This window comes from Streptomyces sp. DSM 110735, assembly GCF_016482685.1.
Lineage (GTDB): Bacteria > Actinomycetota > Actinomycetes > Streptomycetales > Streptomycetaceae > Streptomyces.
Genome location: NZ_JACYHF010000002.1, coordinates 273,082 through 290,447 on the forward strand (window position 1 = coordinate 273,082; position 17,366 = coordinate 290,447).

The 17,366-nt window shown below is 71.5% G+C and carries 15 protein-coding genes; 9 read left to right on the forward strand and 6 right to left on the reverse strand.

Going from position 1 to position 17,366, the window contains the following annotated elements; all coding sequences use genetic code 11:
* Positions 1-85: 85 nt before the first annotated feature.
* Genes IF655_RS04020 through IF655_RS04030 form a run of 3 tightly spaced genes read right to left on the reverse strand, consistent with a single transcriptional unit; the run spans position 86 to position 4,681 of the window.
* Positions 86-3,751 (reverse strand): CHAT domain-containing protein, encoded by a 3,666-nt coding sequence (locus IF655_RS04020; protein WP_199582092.1) that lies wholly within the window; start codon positions 3,749-3,751, stop codon positions 86-88.
* The gene (locus IF655_RS04025; protein WP_199582093.1) at positions 3,741-4,496 is read right to left on the reverse strand and encodes a hypothetical protein; all 756 of its coding nucleotides are present in this window, start codon (positions 4,494-4,496) and stop codon (positions 3,741-3,743) included. The genes IF655_RS04020 and IF655_RS04025 overlap by 11 nt, the downstream gene beginning before the upstream one ends.
* Complete coding sequence (locus IF655_RS04030; RefSeq protein ID WP_199582094.1) at positions 4,493-4,681, reverse strand: hypothetical protein; 189 nt, start codon at positions 4,679-4,681, stop codon at positions 4,493-4,495. The genes IF655_RS04025 and IF655_RS04030 overlap by 4 nt, the downstream gene beginning before the upstream one ends.
* A gap of 231 nt (positions 4,682-4,912) precedes the next feature.
* On the opposite strand from IF655_RS04030, the gene IF655_RS04035 reads away from it, so the two are divergent.
* Entirely contained in the window at positions 4,913-5,347 is a 435-nt protein-coding gene (locus IF655_RS04035) for a hypothetical protein (protein WP_199582095.1), read from the forward strand.
* A 97-nt stretch (positions 5,348-5,444) separates the two neighbouring features.
* On the forward strand, positions 5,445-5,972 hold the full coding sequence (locus tag IF655_RS04040; protein WP_199582096.1) for a hypothetical protein: 528 nt from the start codon (positions 5,445-5,447) through the stop codon (positions 5,970-5,972).
* Here the strand turns inward: IF655_RS04040 and IF655_RS04045 are convergent.
* The 3 genes from IF655_RS04045 to IF655_RS04055 all read right to left on the reverse strand — a co-directional run bounded on the left by IF655_RS04045 (position 5,890) and on the right by IF655_RS04055 (position 10,287).
* Complete coding sequence (locus IF655_RS04045; protein ID WP_199582097.1) at positions 5,890-6,882, reverse strand: DMT family transporter; 993 nt, start codon at positions 6,880-6,882, stop codon at positions 5,890-5,892. The two genes, IF655_RS04040 and IF655_RS04045, sit on opposite strands and share 83 nt — an antisense overlap.
* A 226-nt stretch (positions 6,883-7,108) precedes the next feature.
* Entirely contained in the window at positions 7,109-8,551 is a 1,443-nt protein-coding gene (locus IF655_RS04050) for a DEAD/DEAH box helicase (protein ID WP_199582098.1), read from the reverse strand.
* A 167-nt stretch (positions 8,552-8,718) separates the two neighbouring features.
* A complete protein-coding gene (locus IF655_RS04055) occupies positions 8,719-10,287 on the reverse strand; it encodes an FAD-dependent oxidoreductase (protein WP_206775397.1) in 1,569 nt (522 codons plus the stop codon).
* Between the two features lie 84 nt (positions 10,288-10,371).
* On the opposite strand from IF655_RS04055, the gene IF655_RS04060 reads away from it, so the two are divergent.
* The 7 genes from IF655_RS04060 to IF655_RS04090 all read left to right on the forward strand — a co-directional run bounded on the left by IF655_RS04060 (position 10,372) and on the right by IF655_RS04090 (position 17,364).
* Positions 10,372-10,971, forward strand: a complete 600-nt coding sequence (locus IF655_RS04060; protein WP_199582099.1) for a TetR/AcrR family transcriptional regulator — start codon at positions 10,372-10,374, stop codon at positions 10,969-10,971.
* Positions 10,972-11,126: 155 nt separating this feature from the next.
* Entirely contained in the window at positions 11,127-12,131 is a 1,005-nt protein-coding gene (locus IF655_RS04065) for a LacI family DNA-binding transcriptional regulator (RefSeq protein ID WP_199582100.1), read from the forward strand.
* Between the two features lie 161 nt (positions 12,132-12,292).
* A complete protein-coding gene (gene rbsK, locus IF655_RS04070; protein ID WP_242488529.1) occupies positions 12,293-13,333 on the forward strand; it encodes a ribokinase in 1,041 nt (346 codons plus the stop codon).
* Positions 13,330-13,734 carry a D-ribose pyranase gene (gene rbsD / locus IF655_RS04075; RefSeq protein ID WP_199582101.1) on the forward strand — a complete coding sequence of 135 codons (405 nt, stop codon included), beginning with the start codon at positions 13,330-13,332 and terminating at the stop codon, positions 13,732-13,734. Before rbsK ends, rbsD begins: the two co-directional genes overlap by 4 nt.
* Positions 13,735-13,744: 10 nt before the next feature.
* Positions 13,745-15,241 (forward strand): sugar ABC transporter ATP-binding protein, encoded by a 1,497-nt coding sequence (locus IF655_RS04080; RefSeq protein ID WP_199582102.1) that lies wholly within the window; start codon positions 13,745-13,747, stop codon positions 15,239-15,241.
* Complete coding sequence (locus tag IF655_RS04085) at positions 15,238-16,275, forward strand: ABC transporter permease (protein WP_199582103.1); 1,038 nt, start codon at positions 15,238-15,240, stop codon at positions 16,273-16,275. Before IF655_RS04080 ends, IF655_RS04085 begins: the two co-directional genes overlap by 4 nt.
* A 75-nt stretch (positions 16,276-16,350) precedes the next feature.
* Positions 16,351-17,364, forward strand: a complete 1,014-nt coding sequence (locus IF655_RS04090) for a substrate-binding domain-containing protein (RefSeq protein WP_199582104.1) — start codon at positions 16,351-16,353, stop codon at positions 17,362-17,364.
* Positions 17,365-17,366 lie beyond the last annotated feature (2 nt).

The window sequence follows — 17,366 nt, forward strand, 5'->3', positions numbered from 1 at the left end:
TACAGGCAGCGCGCAAAGGTGCAATAGGCGCGGAACGCGACTGGCATATGCCGGATCACGCCGCTGCACCGTCCCTCCTGCGGTGTCATGCGCCCGCGTCCAACTCCCTTAAGGCGGCAAGGTTGTTCTCCGCGTCGCGCGGGCTCTGGGCATCCCGCACCCCCGCCGTGTAGAAGCGGCGGGCGGCTTCGGTACGACCGAGGTCGCGCAGGCAGTCACCGATCACCCGGTACGTCCCCGACCGGTCCCGCACCTCGTCCGTGCGGGCGTACAGGGCGAGGGCGGTCCGGGCGAGGGAGAGACCGTCGGCGGGTCTGTCGCGCAGCCGGGTGAGCCGGGCGAGGATGGTGAGGCACTGCGCCTGTCCGACGACGCGTCCCAGCTCGGTGTTGAGCCTCAGGGACGTGCGGATGTGCTCCTCCGCGATCTCCATGGCGCCCATGCGCTCCGAGCAGATCCCGAGGTGCTGGTGGGAGCGGGCCATCTCCTCCGGTGCGTCGCGGGCGACGGCCGAGCGCAGGGCAGCGTCGAACTCCCGGTGTGCTTCGGTGAGTTCGCCCGCCAGTACGTGCAAGGTGCCGATCTGGTTGCGCAGTTCCTCCGCCTGCGCGAGGTCCTCGCTCTCCTCGCACAACGCCACCGCGGCACGGCAGTGGTCCATCGCCTTCGCCAAGTCCTGCTCGTCCTCCGCGAGATAGGACAGGCTGCGGTGGCAGGCGATGACGGCGCCCACGTCGCCCTCGCGCCGGAAGACCTCCATCGCCTCCGCGAAACCCGCCGCCGCCCGCTCCGGCTGTCCGTCGTACTGGTTCAGCATGGACAACTGGTAGAGCGTCGCCGCCGCGTCCCGCTCCCTGCCCAGCTCACGGAAGGCGCCCCGCGCCCTCAGATAGCGCGACTCGGCTGCCCTGTGGTCTCCCTGCTCGTGCTCGATGGACCCGAGCTGGTGCTCGGCGTAGGCGACGCCCAGGACGTCGTCCGCGCCGGTGCTCACCGCCAGCGCCCGCTCCAGGTGGGTCCGTGCGGCGTGCATCTCGCCCCGGTCCCGCGCGATGAGCCCGAGCTGGCGGTGCACCACAGCCTCCGACTCGGTGCCGGGCTCGCTCCACTCCAGCATCCGCAGACACAGCGCCCGCTCCGTGCTCCAGCGTCCCTTGGCGTGCAGGATCCGGCACAGGCTGCGCCCCAGCACCCCCGCCTGCTCGTCGCGTCCGGCCGCGCCGAGGTGGTGCAACGCCTCGAACGCCGCCTCGACGCGTGCGGCGTCGGACAGGGCGGGAGGTGCGGCATCGGGCTTCGGGTCCTTCCGGTCGCCTGTCGTCCCGTCGCCTGTCGTCGCGTCGCCTGTCGTCACGTCGCCGTGGAAGCGCGCCTCGTGATGGGCCGCCGCGCGGCGATGGGCGTCCTGCGCGGCCGACGGATCGAGGCGCTCCAGCTCGGCGGCGATCCAGCGGTGGACGCTCCAGACGGGAGTGCCCGCCTCGTCGACCCCGTCCTCGGCGAGCAGCCCGGCTTCCGCGAGGGTGGCGAGGGCTGCGGGCGTGCCGTGCCCTCGGTCGTCGCGCGCGCGGGCCGTGTCCTCCACGCCCTCCACGTCCTCCACGACGCCGAACGCCTGTGCTGGGACGGGGACTCGGTACACCGCCGCGCGGTGCAGGACGGTCCGGCTCTCCGGGTCCAGCGTCGCGAGCAGCTCCTGGAGCAGGGTGTCGGCGGCGGTGAGGCTGAGCGCCTCGCGCAGGGCGGGACGCAATTGTCCCCGTACCCGGGAGCGCGCCACATCCAGACCGCCGCCGAGCCGCCCGATCCGCTCGGCGAGGTCGTCGGCCGGGCGGCCGGTGCCGAGGAGCGCTTCGAGGTAGGCGTACGTACGGGGGTGGCCCCCGGCGGCGTGCCGGATCCGCTGCCAGTACTTCGGGGGCAGCAGCCGGGTCAGGGGCAGCCGCAGCCGCATGAGGTCGGTCTCGTCCCGGCTGAGAGGAGGCAGCGGCATCTGACGCACCCGCCCCGCCGCCGTCCCGTTCGGCAGCGGGAGGGGATGGCGCGAGGCGACCAGCAGGCTCGCGCCCGTCGACCGGGTGACCCAGGCGGCGAGGAACTCGCCCAGTTCGGGGTCGGTGAACCGGGTACGTCCTCGTGCGTCGCGGCTCAGGTTGGTCTCGAAGTCGTCCAGTACGAGGGTGAGTTGGGCGGCGGCGAGGTCGTCCAGCCTTGCGGACCAGTGCTGTTGCGGGTCGCGGACCGCTCGCGCGTGTTCGGCGTCCGCTCCGGGAGCGAGCGCGGCGGCGGTCTCCCGCAGGATGGAGTCCGGGCTGACCAGTCCGCCCAGCAGCACCGTCGGCGTCGGTAGTGCCCGCAACCGCAGCAACTCCCCTACGAACGCGCTCTTTCCGACTCCGCCCACACCGTGGACCACGAGCGCGGCGTCCTCGGCGAGCGCCTTCAGCGCGGTGCGCAGATGCGTACGGCGGCCGACGAACGCGCCGAGCGGCAGGGCGAGCGGCGGTACGGCAGCGGCAACGGGCTCCTCTTCGTGTAGCTCGCCGGGGTCCGGCGTCGCCCGCGTCGGGCGGGTTCCGGCGAACAGCAGGGGTACGTGCCATTCCGGCAGCCACCGCTCGTTCGTGGAGCGTCTCACCCGCTCCTGCTCGGTCCGGGCGGCGTGCAACGCCTCCCACAGGGGACGACCGGCGGCCAGCTCGGCGTACATGTCCGCCATCAGAGCACCGGCGTAGACGTCCCGTACCGGTGCGGACATGGCCACCACGGCGGGTGAGCCGAACTCGGCGAGGCTCTGGGCCAGTCCGGGCAGATACCTGGTGTCGTGCGCCGGTTCCGGACCCGCGTGCGGACGATTCCGGCGCACCGACGATGCGGTCGAGCAGCCCGCCAGGACCACGGCGGGAACGCCGTGACCGTCGCGCAGTGCCTCGCACAGGGCGTGCGCGGTCACCGGTGCCGGGCCGCCGTTGTCGTCCTCCAGCAGGAGTTCCCCGGGTCCGGCGTGGCAGACGATGTGCACGATGTCGGCGGGCTTCTCTGCCAGAGCCGTCCGGAGCGCGGTGAGGCTGCCGGAGCTGAGGACGCGCAGCTCGGCCGTGCCCGGGATCCGGGACAGCGCGGTGGCCAGCCGGGCGGTCTCGGCGTCCAGGTCCAGCAGGGCTTCGCGGCGGCCCGGGGCGGTGCGCGGGCCCGCGAGCAGCACGAGCAGGCGCAGCGGGCGTCCGTCGGCGCCTCCGGTGTGCACGGGTCCCGCCGTATCCGTCCCCGTCCCCGTATCCGCCCCCGCCCCCGCCCTCGTCTCCGTCTCCGTCTCGGCGAAGGCGCGGTACGGGCGGATCGTCGGGTGGAGTGCCAATGGCACCGTCTGGCCGGGCAGGGTGAGGGCTTCCCACGGCAGGTCGGCGAGTTCGCCCGGTTCCGCCTCGATGGCGAGCGGCAGACCGTGCTCCCCGGTCGTCTCACGCTCGGCTGCGGCGAGGGCGAGCGTCACCGCGGAGCCCGCCGCCTCGGCGAGCAGGTGTCCGAGGCGCCGGGTGAGTACCGACGGTGGCACGCCGGTGGCCCGTCGCCGCGCGCCCCTGCCCGCGGTCTCGTACGCCCGGTTCAGCGCCCGGACGGTCTCCGCCAGGGGGTAGGACACCTGGGCACCCGGTCCCTGGGCGACGGTCTTCGTACCGGCGTTGAGCGTCACGGCGGTACGCCGTATTTCCAGCCGCCAGTGGGAGCCCTTCACGGGGTCATCGGGCACAGGGATTCTCCTCCGCGTGGGAGCCGTGCGGCAGGGGCGGCGTGCCCGCCTGGCAGACGTACACCACGGTCGGCTCGTCCTTGGCGTCGAGCGGTGCCGTGACGTAGAGCGCGGCACCGGCGAGTACGAGCAGCGCGGCCAGGAGCGTGTCCCTGCGGGCCCGCCGCAGTGCCAGTCCCACCTGCCAGGCGTGGATCCAGGCGAGCAACCGGCGTTCCAGGCGCTGCGACAGGAGCGCGTTGCGCCGCGCGACGGCTGCCTCGTGGGTCAGGACCCTGATGCGTGCGGGGTCGTTCTCGCGCGCCAGCATGGCGTCGAGGCGCGCGGCGACGGTCAGGCGCAGGCGGTGTTCCTGCCGCAGGGCGGCCGGGTCGGTGGCGCGGGGTCCGTAGAAGTCCGCGGGGCTGCGGTCGATGAGTTCTCTCAAGCCTTTGAGGCGGGGCGAGTTGAGGTCGTCGAGCACGGCGGTGCGTGGACCGAGCACGTCGCTGGTGCGCCATACCGCCCAGACCACGCCCACGAGCGCGAGCAGGATGCCGCCGACCGCCGCGATCACGTCACCGGTGTCGTCCAGGTCCTTCACGATGACGAGGGGTCCGCCCGCCAGCACCAGCGCGCCGACTCCCGCCGCCGCGCCGATGATCCATCGTGCGGTGGACCGCATGTCGCTCACGGACGCCTGGAGGTCGGCGAGGACGGGATCGGGTCCGGGGTCCGGGACCTGACCCTCGGCGGGGCTGCTCACTCCGGGAACGGGAGGTCGTCGGGACCTTCGTCGTCCTCGTCGTCGGTGTGGCCCCGCAGTTGGGGCGGCAACTGGTCGTCGGGGAGTTCCTCGTGCTCGACCCAGTCGCTTCCGTCGAAGTACTCCACGGTCGTGCCGGTGAACCTGACGTCACCGGCTTCGGGGGGCGGAGGTTGCGTGGTCATGGCCGGATTATCAGGCCAAGTCACCTTTCCCGCAGGGCATTCGGGGAAGCGGAGGGAGCCAGGTCCGGTCGCCCTCAGCCGGTGGACGCGAAGTGGTTCCGGAGAACTGTCCGGACCGGTAGCCTTTCGCCCTCGTATCAACCCTCCTGCACACGATGGCCGTTGAGCACTGCCCCACTACGGTTCTCCCCGCGTCCGATCCAGTGGGCGCCCCGTCGAAGGGACCTCCTCGTGCACGACTTGACGCTCGGCCCGGACGGACGCGGGACGCTGGTGGAGCTGCTCCACCAACTGGTCACCTCCGCAGGGCTCGTCACCACGGTGCAGACCTCGACCGGCATCCCGGAGACGGTCGGGCAGATCGTCGAGGCGGCACCGCGCCTGTCCGAGGACCACGAGATCACCTCCGGCGGTCTGATCGTGAGCCGGGTCGGCATGTACCGGATCGTCTGGGGCGTCGTCAGCCACCCCGGCGGCAGCCTGGCCGTCCTCACCCCGCTGCCCGGCTACGAGGGCCAGACCTCCGACTGGACCCGCCACTACATGCACGAGGTACTCGACCCCGTACTCGCCCTCTCGAAGCGCGGGCATCGCACGGGCGGCGGGGGCAACGGGGCGGTGACGGACGAGGAGTTCGCGCGGGCGTTCCGCGAGGCGTACGTCTGACCGCGCCGTCACCGATCGCCACGGTCCGCGTACCGCACGGATACGATCAGCGCCTCGCGCAGACCGCTGCCGAGCAGGAAGAGGGGGGCACTGATCCATGGGGAAGTCGGCACGGGTGCTGGGCCAGGAGTTCGGCCGGACGGCTCGCGAAATGAACGAACTCCTCAAGGATCACGGGTACTTGTACGGAACCCCCGGCGCCTACGGGCTCACCGAGAAGGGGCAGCAGTACGCGGAGGAGCAGTACCACTCACGCGGCACGGGCGGGTACGCCCAGTACAACAAGAGCTGGGAAACCCGCACTTGGAGCGACGAGACGGCGGCGGCGCTCAGGGCCGACATGGAAGCCAACCCCGGAGGCATCGGCGCGGAAGACGCCCTCGCCCAGGAAGAGGACGCCCCCGGGAACGAGCCCTACGTGGACCCCGACGACAGCGGCGACGACGACTCTCCGCCCAGTTGGCAGGCGCTGGCGGTCGCCGGGGTCGTCGTGGGGGCTCTTCTCGTCGCGCCTCACGTGAAGCCCTTCTGGAACAACAAGGTCAAACCTGCGGCGAAGAAGTTCCGGGACGGGTGGGCGAAGCAGGAGTCGGCGCAGGAATCGGCGGAGTCTGCCGACTCGTGAGCTGACGTTGGTGTTCCGCCGCGCGGCGCCCCCAGGTGGTTCCGGCGAGGACGAGCACGGCACCCAAGTACCCCAGCACGCCCGGCCGTTCGCCGCCGAGCGCGACACCGATGACCGCAGCCCACAGAGGTTCCGTGCCCTGGAGGAGGCTGACGCGGGAGGGGGTGCTGCGGCGTACGGCCCAGAGCTGGACGAAGAAGGCGAACAAGGTGCACATGAGGGACAGGTAGAGCAGGTTGATCCACTGAGCACCGGTGAAGGACGCCGCCAGCGCCCAGGGCGGCGTCCCGCCCATCGGGGACAGGATCGCGAACGCGACCACGGCGGTGGCGAGTTGGACGAACGTGAGAGCCGCGTCGTCGGTGCCCCGTACGGCGGGGAGGCGGTGCATGAGCAGAACGGTGGCGGTCCGGGCGACGGCGGCCAGCAGCATCAGCAGATCGCCGAGAGAGGGCGCCGTGAAGCCGGTGCCCTGGGTGAGCAGGGCGACCCCGACCAGGGAGAGCCCTGCCGCGGCCAGGAAGGACCGGCTGGGCGGCGTCCGGTTGAGGGCGGCTTCGGCGAGAGGCGTGAACACCATGGTGAGACTGATGATCAGCCCCGCGTTGGTCGCCGAGGTGTGCACGACGCCGTAGGTCTCCAGCAGAAAGACAGCGGCGAGGAACAGCCCCAGAACCCCTCCCCCACGTAGCTCACGCACCGTCATCCGCCCCACCGCCCGCCACGCCACCAGACCGAGAAGCGGCAGGGCTATGACGAAGCGCAGCAGAAGCAGGGTGACGACGGTGTCTTCATGCGTGATGTTCTTGGTCGCCAGATAGCTGGAGCCCCAGACGACGGCGACCAGAAGAACGGGACCGTCGGTCAGCCAGGCTCCACGGGAGCGGGGAGTGGCGGGCGCGGTGGGCACAGGCTTCTCCAGGGTATGAGGCGGCCCCGATCCGAGCCGGTGGGACCGGGTCGGCGCACGGGCCGTCGCCAGGACGTGAAACGGAACTCGTCACACGCCCCAGCAACCCCGTTGTCGCTGAAGCGCCCGAAGATCGACTTCGGACGGCTGACGCTACAAGCAGTCGCCGACGCGCGCACCCCTCAATATCGCGCAGGTCAAGGTGACCGCGAACCAGGGCCCGCGCTCAGCGGGACTTCCGTGCCCGTGCCGCCCTCCGCGCCTCCGCGAGCTTTCGTGCCTCCGTTGCCTTTCGGGTTTCCTTCGCCGGGCGGCCCGGGCGGGTGCCCATGCCGCGGAAGGGGGCGTTGGTGTTCTTGGCGGGGGCTGCGGAGGGGGCGCGGCGGGCGCCGGTGAGGGTGGTGAGTTTCGCTTCGCCGGAGCGGACGGGGGTGACCGTGGGGCGGATGCCGGCGTCGGACATCATGCGGTGGACGTCGCCGCGTTCGCCGGGGGTGACGAGGGTGACCACGCTGCCGGACTCTCCGGCGCGGGCGGTGCGGCCGCCGCGGTGGAGGTAGTCCTTGGGGTCGGTGGGCGGGTCGACGTTGACGACGAGGTCGAGGTCGTCGATGTGGATGCCACGGGCGGCGACGTTGGTGGCGACCAGCACCGTGAGGTCGCCGTCCTTGAACCGGCCGAGCGTGTGGGTGCGTTGGGGCTGCGACTTACCGCTGTGCAGGGCGGCTGCCTGGATGCCGCTGTCGCGCAGATGGCGGGTGAACCGGTCGACGGCCACCTTGGTGTCCAGGAACATCAGGACCCGGCCGTCGCGGGCGGCGATCTCGGTGGCGGTGGCGAGCTTGTCGGCCGGGTGGACGAGGAGCACGTGGTGCTCCATCGTCGTGACCGATCCCGAGGACCGGTCGACCGAGGCGGAGACCGGGTCGTGCAGATGGTGCTCGACCAGGCGCTCGACGTCGCGGTCGAGCGTGGCGGAGAACAGCATCCGCTGACCGCCGGGGCGCACCTGGTCCAGGAGTTCCGAGACCTGGGGCAGGAACCCCATGTCGCACATCTGGTCCGCCTCGTCCAGGACCGTGATCTCCACGCGGTCCAGACGGCAGTCCCGGCGCGAGACCAGGTCGGTCAGCCGTCCCGGCGTGGCGACGACGACCTCGGCTCCGGTCTTCAGCGACGCCGCCTGCCGCCCGATCGACAGACCGCCGACCACGGTCGCCAGCCGTACGCCGAGGACCTCCGCGTACGGCGTCAGGGCGTCGGTCACCTGCTGCGCGAGTTCCCTGGTCGGTACGAGGACCAGGGCAAGGGGGCGCTTCGCGTCGGCGCGGCGCCCCGCCGTACGAACCAGCAGCGGGAGACCGAAGGCGAGCGTCTTGCCCGAGCCGGTGCGCGCCCGGCCGAGGATGTCGCGGCCCGCGAGGGCGTTCGGCAGGGTGGCCGCCTGGATCGGGAAGGGCTCCCGCACCGCCAGCTCGGTCATCGTGCGGACCAGCTCCGACGGCAGGTCCAGCTCGGCGAACGCCTCGATCGGCGGCAGACCCGGCGTCGTCGCGCCGGGTGCCGCGTCCTCGCGCTCCGGCGTCTCGGCGCGGTCGTGGTCGCGGTCGTTGCCGTTGCCGTTGCCGTCGGCACCGGGGTGTCCGGGGTTCGGCGTCTTCGCGTTCATGGGGACCTTCCTTCGCTGGTGACCCCGAACGGAACAGGGCCCGCGCCTTGGTCGGCACGGGCCCTGTGTGTTTCGAAGCGTACGGTCATTTTACCAGCGCGCGGCCGACAGCGACCGGCACCCGGCACAGGACACAGGACACAGCGCACCCGGCTCCCCGCACCCCGTCATACACCCGCCCCGCACACCGCCCCCAGGTATCCCGCCACCACCGAGGCATCCCCCGCGTCCGAGACGACCCCCACATACCCGTCCGGACGGATGAGAACGAGCGTACGTTCCCCCGCCCCGTACGCCCGCCGCAGATGACCGGCGGTATCGGCGACGTCGTCACCATCAACCACTTCGTCCACGACCCGGAGCACCCTGACGCCGACCCGCGGGAACCCAACCTCCGCCGCACCCCCGAAGCACAGCAACGTGAAGCGCCCGCCGTGCATCAGGTCGTACAGCCTGCGCTCACCGCCCGTTGTCGCCAGCTCCGTCGCGTCCGGAGCCCGATCGCCCGCGCGCAGAACGGCGTTGTCGTCGCGGTCGTCGTGAGCGAGCGCCAACCCCCGGTATCCGATGTCCAGTTGGATCGTGCTGGCGTCGCGGCGGGTCGGGATGTCCTTCGCCCTCATCATCTGTTCGAGCCGCGCGGTCGAGAAGCCGAGCACATGCGCCGCGACCGGTCGCCGCTCGGACGCGTAGGTGTCGAGGAGGGACGAGGGGGCACCCTGCGCGACGGCGGCGAGCTTCCAGCCCAGGTTCACCGCGTCCTGGATGCCCGTGTTCATGCCCTGGCCGCCCGCCGGTGAGTGGATGTGCGCGGCGTCTCCGGCGAGGAACACGCGCCCCTCGCGGTAGCGGTCGGCGAGGCGGATGTTGGCCCGCCACAGCGAGGACCACTCCGGCTCGTGGAGACGGATGCCGGTGCCGCCGGTGCGCCGGTCCAGCACGGCCTGGAGGTTCGCGAGGGTGAGCTGCGCATCCTGGCCCGGCGCGATACTCGCCTGGTACTGGAACGCGTCGGTGGAGGGCAGCGGGCAGAGCGCGACGATGCCTTCCGCGTGCCGCCAGACGCGCCAGGCGTCGCGGTCGACGCCGTCGGCCCGGACGTCGGCGACGATCATCCGCACCTCTTCGCGGGTCTCCCCCTCGAAGGCGATACCGGCCCGCTTGCGGACGACGCTGTGCCCGCCGTCGCAGCCGACCAGCCACCGCGCGGCGACGGTCGCGACCTCTCCGTCCCCGACCGCGACCCGCGCGGACACCCCGCCCTTCCCCACCGCGACCCGCGCAGACACCCCGTCGTCGGACTGCTCGAACCCGACCAGTGACGTGCCGAACTCGACCGCGCCGCCGAGTTCGGCCAGCCGCAGCCGCAGCGCCTCCTCGGTGCGCCACTCGGGCGTGATCAGGCTCGTGGCGTACGGGATGTCGGGGCGGTTCGCCAGCGACTCGGGCACCGCGCCGCCGACCGTCACCCTGCCGTCCGGGGAGATGGAGTGCATCGGCATCGCCAGGCGGCCGTGCGCGAGGACGCGGTCGATGACGCCGAGGTTCTCGAAGACTTCGAGGGTGCGCGGCTGGACGCCCTTGCCGCGCGAGCCGGGCTGGGGTCCCGGAGCGGCTTCGATGAGCCGGAACGACACGTCACGGCGCGCGAGTTCGCAGGCGAGCGTGAGCCCGGTCGGACCGGCGCCGACGATGAGCACGGTGGGGGCGTTGAGCGGCCGCTCGGACTTCGTCATGGTCCCGTCCTCGCAATAAGAGTGGTTGGCATCTCTTATACGGGGTCGTTGATAAGAGATGCAAGCCTCTCTTACGATGGCGGCATGAGCACATCGGGCACCAAGCCCTCTCAGCGCCGCCGCGGAGCCGACCTGGAGGCGGCGCTGCTGGACGCCACGTGGAGCGAGCTGGTGGACACCGGCTTCGCGAAGCTGACCATGGAGTCCGTCGCCGCCCGCGCGAAGACGGGGATCGCCGTGCTGTACCGCCGCTGGGCGAACAAGGACGAGCTGGTCCTCGCGGCGCTCCAGCACTACCGCGACAGCCACCCGGTCGACCTCCCGGACACCGGCAGCCTGCGCGGCGACCTGCTGGCGGCGCTCACCGGCATGGGCCAGGAGCGCGCCTCGTTCTTCACCACCGCCGTGACCGCGGGACTGTCGGGACTGCTGGCCGGGAGCGGACTCAGCCCCGCCGAGGTGCGCGAGCGGATTTTCGGCCAACACGTGGCGGACCGCGTCAGGACGCTCTACGAGCGCGCGGAATCCCGGGGCGAGATCGATCTGAAGCGCACCCCGCCCGCCGTGCTCGACATGCCCTACGACCTGGTCAGACACGATCTGTTCATGCGGCTCGCACCCGTGCCGACCGCACGTATCCGGTCGATCGTCGACGACCTGTTCCTGCCGCTCGTCGAGCGATGACCGGTCGCCGCGAGCACCCCGCACCCGCCCGCGAACCCCATGAAACCAGGCCAAAAACCACCGGTTGAAAAATCCGCGCACGCTCATTGACGCCCGTCCGCCCGACTGCAATCGTTCTCTGACAACGGTTTCAGCGACGAAACGGGAGATCCTCTGTGAGCACCATTCATGATGTGGCTGCCCGCGCCGGGGTCTCCGCGGCCACCGTCTCCCGGCATCTGCGCGGTCAGCGTGTGCGCAGCGCGGAGGTGATCCAGGATGCCATCGACGCGCTGGGGTACCGCCCCAGTGTCGTCGCGCAGTCGCTGAAGTCCGGGCGGACACGGACGATCGGTGTCGTCGTTCCCGACATCAACAACCCGTACTTCGCCGCCGTCGTGAAGGGCATGGAGTCGGTCTCCCGGGACCGCGGGTACCGCATCCTGCTCGCCAACAGCGACGAGAGCAGTGAGCGCGAGGACGACGTGCTCTCCGACATGATCCATCAGGTCGACGGCGTGATCCTGGCGCCCGCGACCGAGCAGGACGAGACACCGCTGCATGTCCGGGACGCGGGCGTGCCGCTGGTGTTCGTGGACCGCGATCTGGCGGGCGGCGAGCACTTCGACGCCGTGCTGGTGAACAACCACGAGGGCGGACGCCAGGCGGCAGGACATCTGCTCGCACTCGGACACACCCGGATCGCCGCCGTCAGCGGCCAGCAGGAGACGACACCCGGACGGCATCGCCGCGAGGGGTTCGTGGCAGCGCTGGCCGAAGCGGGGGTGGAACTCCTGCCGGAGTTCGACCTGATCGGCGACTTCCGGGAGGAGAGCGGCTACCAGCTCACCCTGCGCCTGCTGTCCGCGGCGGAGCCGCCCACGGCTCTGTTCACCGCCAACAACCTCATGACCCTGGGGGCGTTGAAGGCGCTGCACGACATGCGCGTCGGCGTCCCCGACCAGATCAGCGTCATCGGCTTCGACGACCTCGACACCGGTCCGCTGCTGAATCCGCCGCTCACCGTCGTCGACCGCCCCATGGTCGAACAGGGCGTCCTCGCCATGCGCCTGCTGCTCCAACGCCTTGGCCAGGAGGACGGTCAGGGCGGCGGCTCCCGCCGGATCACGCTCGACACCAAGCTCGTCCAGCGCGGCTCCACGGCACCACCGCGCCGTTAGCCGACGGCGCCGGGCCACCGCGCCGCGCCGCACACAAGGACTCCAACACCCCTCAGGGCACCGGCACTTCGCCGTGCCCCTCCCCCACCCATGCCAAAAACACCCATACCAAAAACGCTCACGCCAGAACCGCTCATGCCCACCTCAGGAGGAAGACCGCGATGACACGGACCGGTGTTCTCGTCGTCGGCAGCATCACCGCGGACGTCACCGCGTTCACGCGACGGCTGCCCCGCCCCGGCGAAACCGTGCTCGGGGACGACTTCACCCTCGTCCTCGGCGGCAAGGGGGCGAACCAGGCTGTCGCCGCCGCCCGGGCGGGCGCGCCCACCTGGATGGCCGGCTGCGTCGGGGAGGACCTGTTCCGGGACCTCGCGCTGGACGGTCTGCGCGGTCACGGCGTGGAGACCTCCGAGGTGCGTACGGTCCCCGGGCGCACCGGTGTCGCCCACATCCGGGTCGACGCCTCCGGTGAGAACGACATCGTGATCACGCCGCTGGCCAATGCCTCGCTCACGCCCGAGATGGTGGACGAGAGCATCGCCGCGACCCGGGACCGTACCCGCGTCCTGCTGCTGCAGTTGGAGGTCCGCGCCGAGGTCACCCGCCATGCCGCGCGGGCGGGCGCCGAGGCGGGGTTCACCGTGGTGCTCGATCCGGCGCCCGCGCAGCGACTGCCGGACGACATCTGGCAGTACGTGGACGTCGTCACGCCGAACGAGAGCGAAGCCGCCGCGCTGACCGGTGTCGAGGTGGACGGTCCCGAGTCCGCCGAGCGGGCGGCCCGCTGGTTCCTCGACCGGGGTGTGCGGCACGCGCTGATCACGCTCGGCGGCGCGGGGGCGGTCTCGGTCACCGCGGACGCGGTCCGGCACTTCCCCGCCTTTCCGGTCACCCCCGTCGACACCACGGCGGCAGGGGACGCCTTCACCGGCGCGTTCGGCGCGGCGCTCGCCGCGGGTCTGGACGCCGACACCGCCGTACGACGCGGCATGGCGGCGGGTGCCCTGGCCACCACCCGCCCCGGGGCGAGCCCCTCGCTGCCCGACCTGACCGCGGTCGACGCCCTGCTCGCCGCCCACCCCACCCCCGGCTCGGTCACCGCCGAAGCCGGTACCACCACCGAATCGGCCGCCGCCGAAACCGATTTCACCCCCGTCCCGGCCACCGCCGCGACCGACCTGGAAGGAGCCGCCTCGTGAGGCGCAACAACGGAACGCTCAACGGGCAGCTCGCCCGGGTCATCTCCGAGCTGGGCCACACCGATCAGCTCGTCGTCACCGACGCGGGGCTGCCGGTTCCGCCCGGTGTGGAGCGGGTGGACCTGGCCGTCGCCGAGAACCTGCCGCGCTTCCTGGAGCTGCTGGACGTGGTCCTGGCCGAGGTCGCGGTGGAGGACGTGCTCCTGTCGGAGGAGATCAAGGAGGCGAGCCCGGAGATGCTCGCCGAGATCGAGAAGCGGTTCGCCGCGCTGGGGGTGGCCCTGCGCTTCGTCCCCCACACCACCTTCAAGCAGGCGACCGCCGCCGCACGGGCCGCCGTTCGCTCCGGGGAGTTCACCCCGTACGCGAACGTGCTGCTCACGGCGGGCGTCGTGTACTGAGGAGCGCGGCATGAGGCTACGACTTCAGGACGTCACCAAGTCCTTCGGCGAGAACAGCGTGCTGCGCGGTGTCACCTTCGAGGTCGGTCCGGGCGAGGTCGTGGCCCTGGCCGGGGAGAACGGGGCGGGGAAGTCCACGCTCACCCGGGTCATCTCGGGCGCGCACCAGCCGGACGCCGGGCAGGTCGTCATCGACGGCGAGCCGGTGACCTTCAAGAACCCGCAAGGAGCGATGGCCCGGGGCATCGAGGTCATCTACCAGGAGTTCCGGCAGAACCTCTTCCCGCATCTGAGCGTCGCCGAGAACATCCATGTCCTCGACCGCGAGCGGCGGTTCGGGCGGCTGCTGGTGTCGCGGAAGCGGATGGCCGAGGAGGCGCGGTCGACGCTCGCCGCGCTCGGCATGGACGGCATCGACGTGCTCGCGCCGGTCGGCACGCTGGGGGTCGCCGAGCAGCAGATGGTCGAGATCGCCAAGGCGACCTCGCACGAGCTGCGGCTGCTCATCCTCGACGAGCCGACGGCGGCGCTCGACGAGCGCGAGTCCGAGCAACTCTTCGAGCAGGTACGGCGGTTGCGGGACGAGGGCGTGTCCATCGTCTACATCAGCCACCGCCTGGACGAGATCTTCGAGCTGGCGGACCGCATCGTCGTCCTGCGGGACGGTCTGGTCGCGCTGGACACGCCGATCGCGGAGACCGGTCCGGCGCAGGTCGTCGCGGCCATGGTCGGCAACGCGGTGGACGACTTCTACCCCAAGGAGCGCAATGCCCGCGAGGAGGTCGTCCTGCGGGTCCGGGGCGGCTCGGGCACCGTCTTCCAGGGGGTCGACCTCGACGTCCGTGCCGGTGAGGTCCTCGGCATCGGCGGTGTGGTCGGCTGCGGGCGCAGCAGTCTGCTGCGCGCGCTGTTCGGTCTGGAGCCGCTCGCCTCCGGCACGGTCGAGGTCGACGGCGCCCCGGTGCGGCTGCGGAACATCCGGGACGCCATCGCCGCCCGCATCGCCTATGTCACCCCCGACCGGCAGGCGGAGGGACTGTGCCCGGACCTGTCGGTGGAGGCCAACGTCTCGCTGGCCACCCTGCGCATGCACACCGGACCGGGCGACCTCGTCCGCCGGACCCGGGAGCGGGAGGCCACCGGCGAGGTCATGTCCCGGCTGCGGGTGCGGACCGCCTCCCCGGAGTCCGCGGTGACGTCGCTGTCCGGCGGCAACCAGCAGAAGGCGCTGTTCGCCAAGTGGGTCCTCACCGGCCCACGGGTCCTGCTCATGGACGAGCCCACCCGAGGGGTCGACGTCGGGGCGAAGACCGAGATCTACCGCATCATCAACCAGCTCACCGCGGACGGCGTCGCCGTCGTCCTGGTGAGTTCCGATCTCCCCGAGCTCGTCGCCATGTCGGACCGCGCGGTCGTCATGCGCCAGGGGCGGCTGGTGGCCGAGATGGCCGGCGACCAACTGAGCGAGCAGTCCGTCCTGGAACACGCATTGGTGGGTGCCGCATGACCTCCGTCCTGAAATCCGTTGCCCGCCAACTGCGGGCGGTATGGATGCTGTTGCTGGTGGGCGTGGTTCTGAGCATCGCCTCGCCGGTGTTCCTGACCAGCACCAACCTGCTGAACGTCGGGCTGGCCACCTCGGTGGTCGCGCTGCTGGCCATCGGTCAGACGTACGTCATCGTCCTGGCGGAGATCGACCTGTCGGTCGGCGCCGTCCTCGGCTTCTCCTCGGTGGTGACCGCCCTGGTCCTGCGCGACCACGGGCTGCTGCCCGCCCTGGCGGCGGGCGTCGGCGTGGGCGCGGCTGCCGGTCTGGTCAACGGGCTGCTGGTGACCCGGACCCGGATGCCGTCCTTCATCGCGACGCTGGCGATGATGTCCATCCTGTCCGGGCTGACGCTCCAGCTCACCGACGGCAACCCGGTCGGCGTCGACGACTACGGTTTCCAGGGCATCGGGCAGGACTACCTCGCCGGGATCCCGCTTCCCGTGTGGCTGATGGTCGCCGGGTACGTCGTCTTCGGCGTGCTGCTGGCCCGTACCGGCTTCGGCCGCTTCGTCTACGCGACCGGCGACAACCTGGAGGCGGCGCGCCTGTCGGGCATCCGCACCCAGCGGGTCAAGGTGCTCGCGTTCGTGATCAGCGGACTCCTCGCCGCGCTCGGCGGTTTCATCCTCACCGCCCGGCTGTCCACGGCCGAGCCGACCGCCGGTACGGGTCTGGAGCTGGAGTCGATCGCCGCTGTGATCATCGGCGGCACCAGCCTCGCCGGTGGCCGGGGCAAGCTGCTGGGCACGCTGATCGGCGCGCTGGTCCTCGGTGTCATCGACAACGGCATGAACCTGCTGGACGTGTCGCCGTTCCTGCAGAGCGTGGTCAAGGGCGTGGTCATCCTGCTGGCGGTCTTCCTGGACCGCAACGTGGACGGGCTGCGGGCGATGGTCGCCTGGCGCAAGCCGCCGCGCCCCTCGGAGCCCGCGGCGCCGGAGACCGTCCTCGCCCCGGCCACCTCCGTGCCGACCGCGCAGCACACGCCCTGAGCACCCCCCTACGCACCCCGAGCACCTCCTGAGCACCGCTGAATCTCCCCGCACGTCCCCTGAAGGAGCCGCACCATGTCCGTCACCCGCACCGTAAGAGCGGCCGCCGCGCTCGCCGCCGTCACCGCGCTCGCCCTGACCGGCTGCAGCCGGGGCTCGGCGACCGACCCCGCCTCCGGCAAGGCGGCGTCCGGCAAGAAGACCGCCACGCTGATCATGAGCACCCTGAACAACCCGTTCTTCGTCAGCGTGGGCAACGGCGCCAAGTCCCAGGCGGCCAAGTCCGGGGTCAAGCTCAGCGTGCAGAACGCCAACAACTCCGACTCCACGGCGCTGAACCTGGCCACCACCGCCGTCTCCAAGCAGGTCGGCGCCCTGATCATCGACCCGGTCAGCAGCACGTCGGCGACCGCGTCGGTCAAGCAGGCGAACGGCGCGGGCATCCCCGTCATGGCGTTCGACCGCAAGCCGGAGGGCGGCAAGCTGTCGTCCTTCATCGGCTACGACGCGATCCAGGCGGGCCGCAACGCCGCCGACGCGCTCGCCAAGTCCCTCGGGGAGAAGGGCACGATCGTCGAGATCCAGGGTCTGCTCGGCACCAACGTCGCCCAGGACCGCAGCAAGGGCTTCGAGGAGGAGATCGCCAAGTACCCGCACATCAAGACCGTCGCCAAGCAGGCAGCCGACTTCGACCGGGCCAAGGCGCTCGACGTCATGACCAACATCCTCCAGGCGCACCCCGACATCGACGGTGTCTACGCCGCCAACGACGAGATGGCGATGGGCGCCCTGGCCGCGCTCAAGTCCCGCCACCTCGCCGGGAAGGTCAAGCTGGTCGGCAACGACGGCATAGCCGACGCGCTCGCCGCGATCCAGGCGGGCACGATGTACGCGACCAACGCGGAGTCGCCGTACGCCCTCGGGCAGAAGGTCGTCAGCCTCACCGGCCAGGTCCTCGACGGCAAGAAGGTGTCGGCCACGGAGACCCTCCAGGGCAAGCTGGTCACCAAGTCCACGGTGCGGGAGTACGCCCAGTACCTGGTGAGCATCGGCGACTCGGCGGACGTACCCGCCTCGCTGCGCAAGTAGCG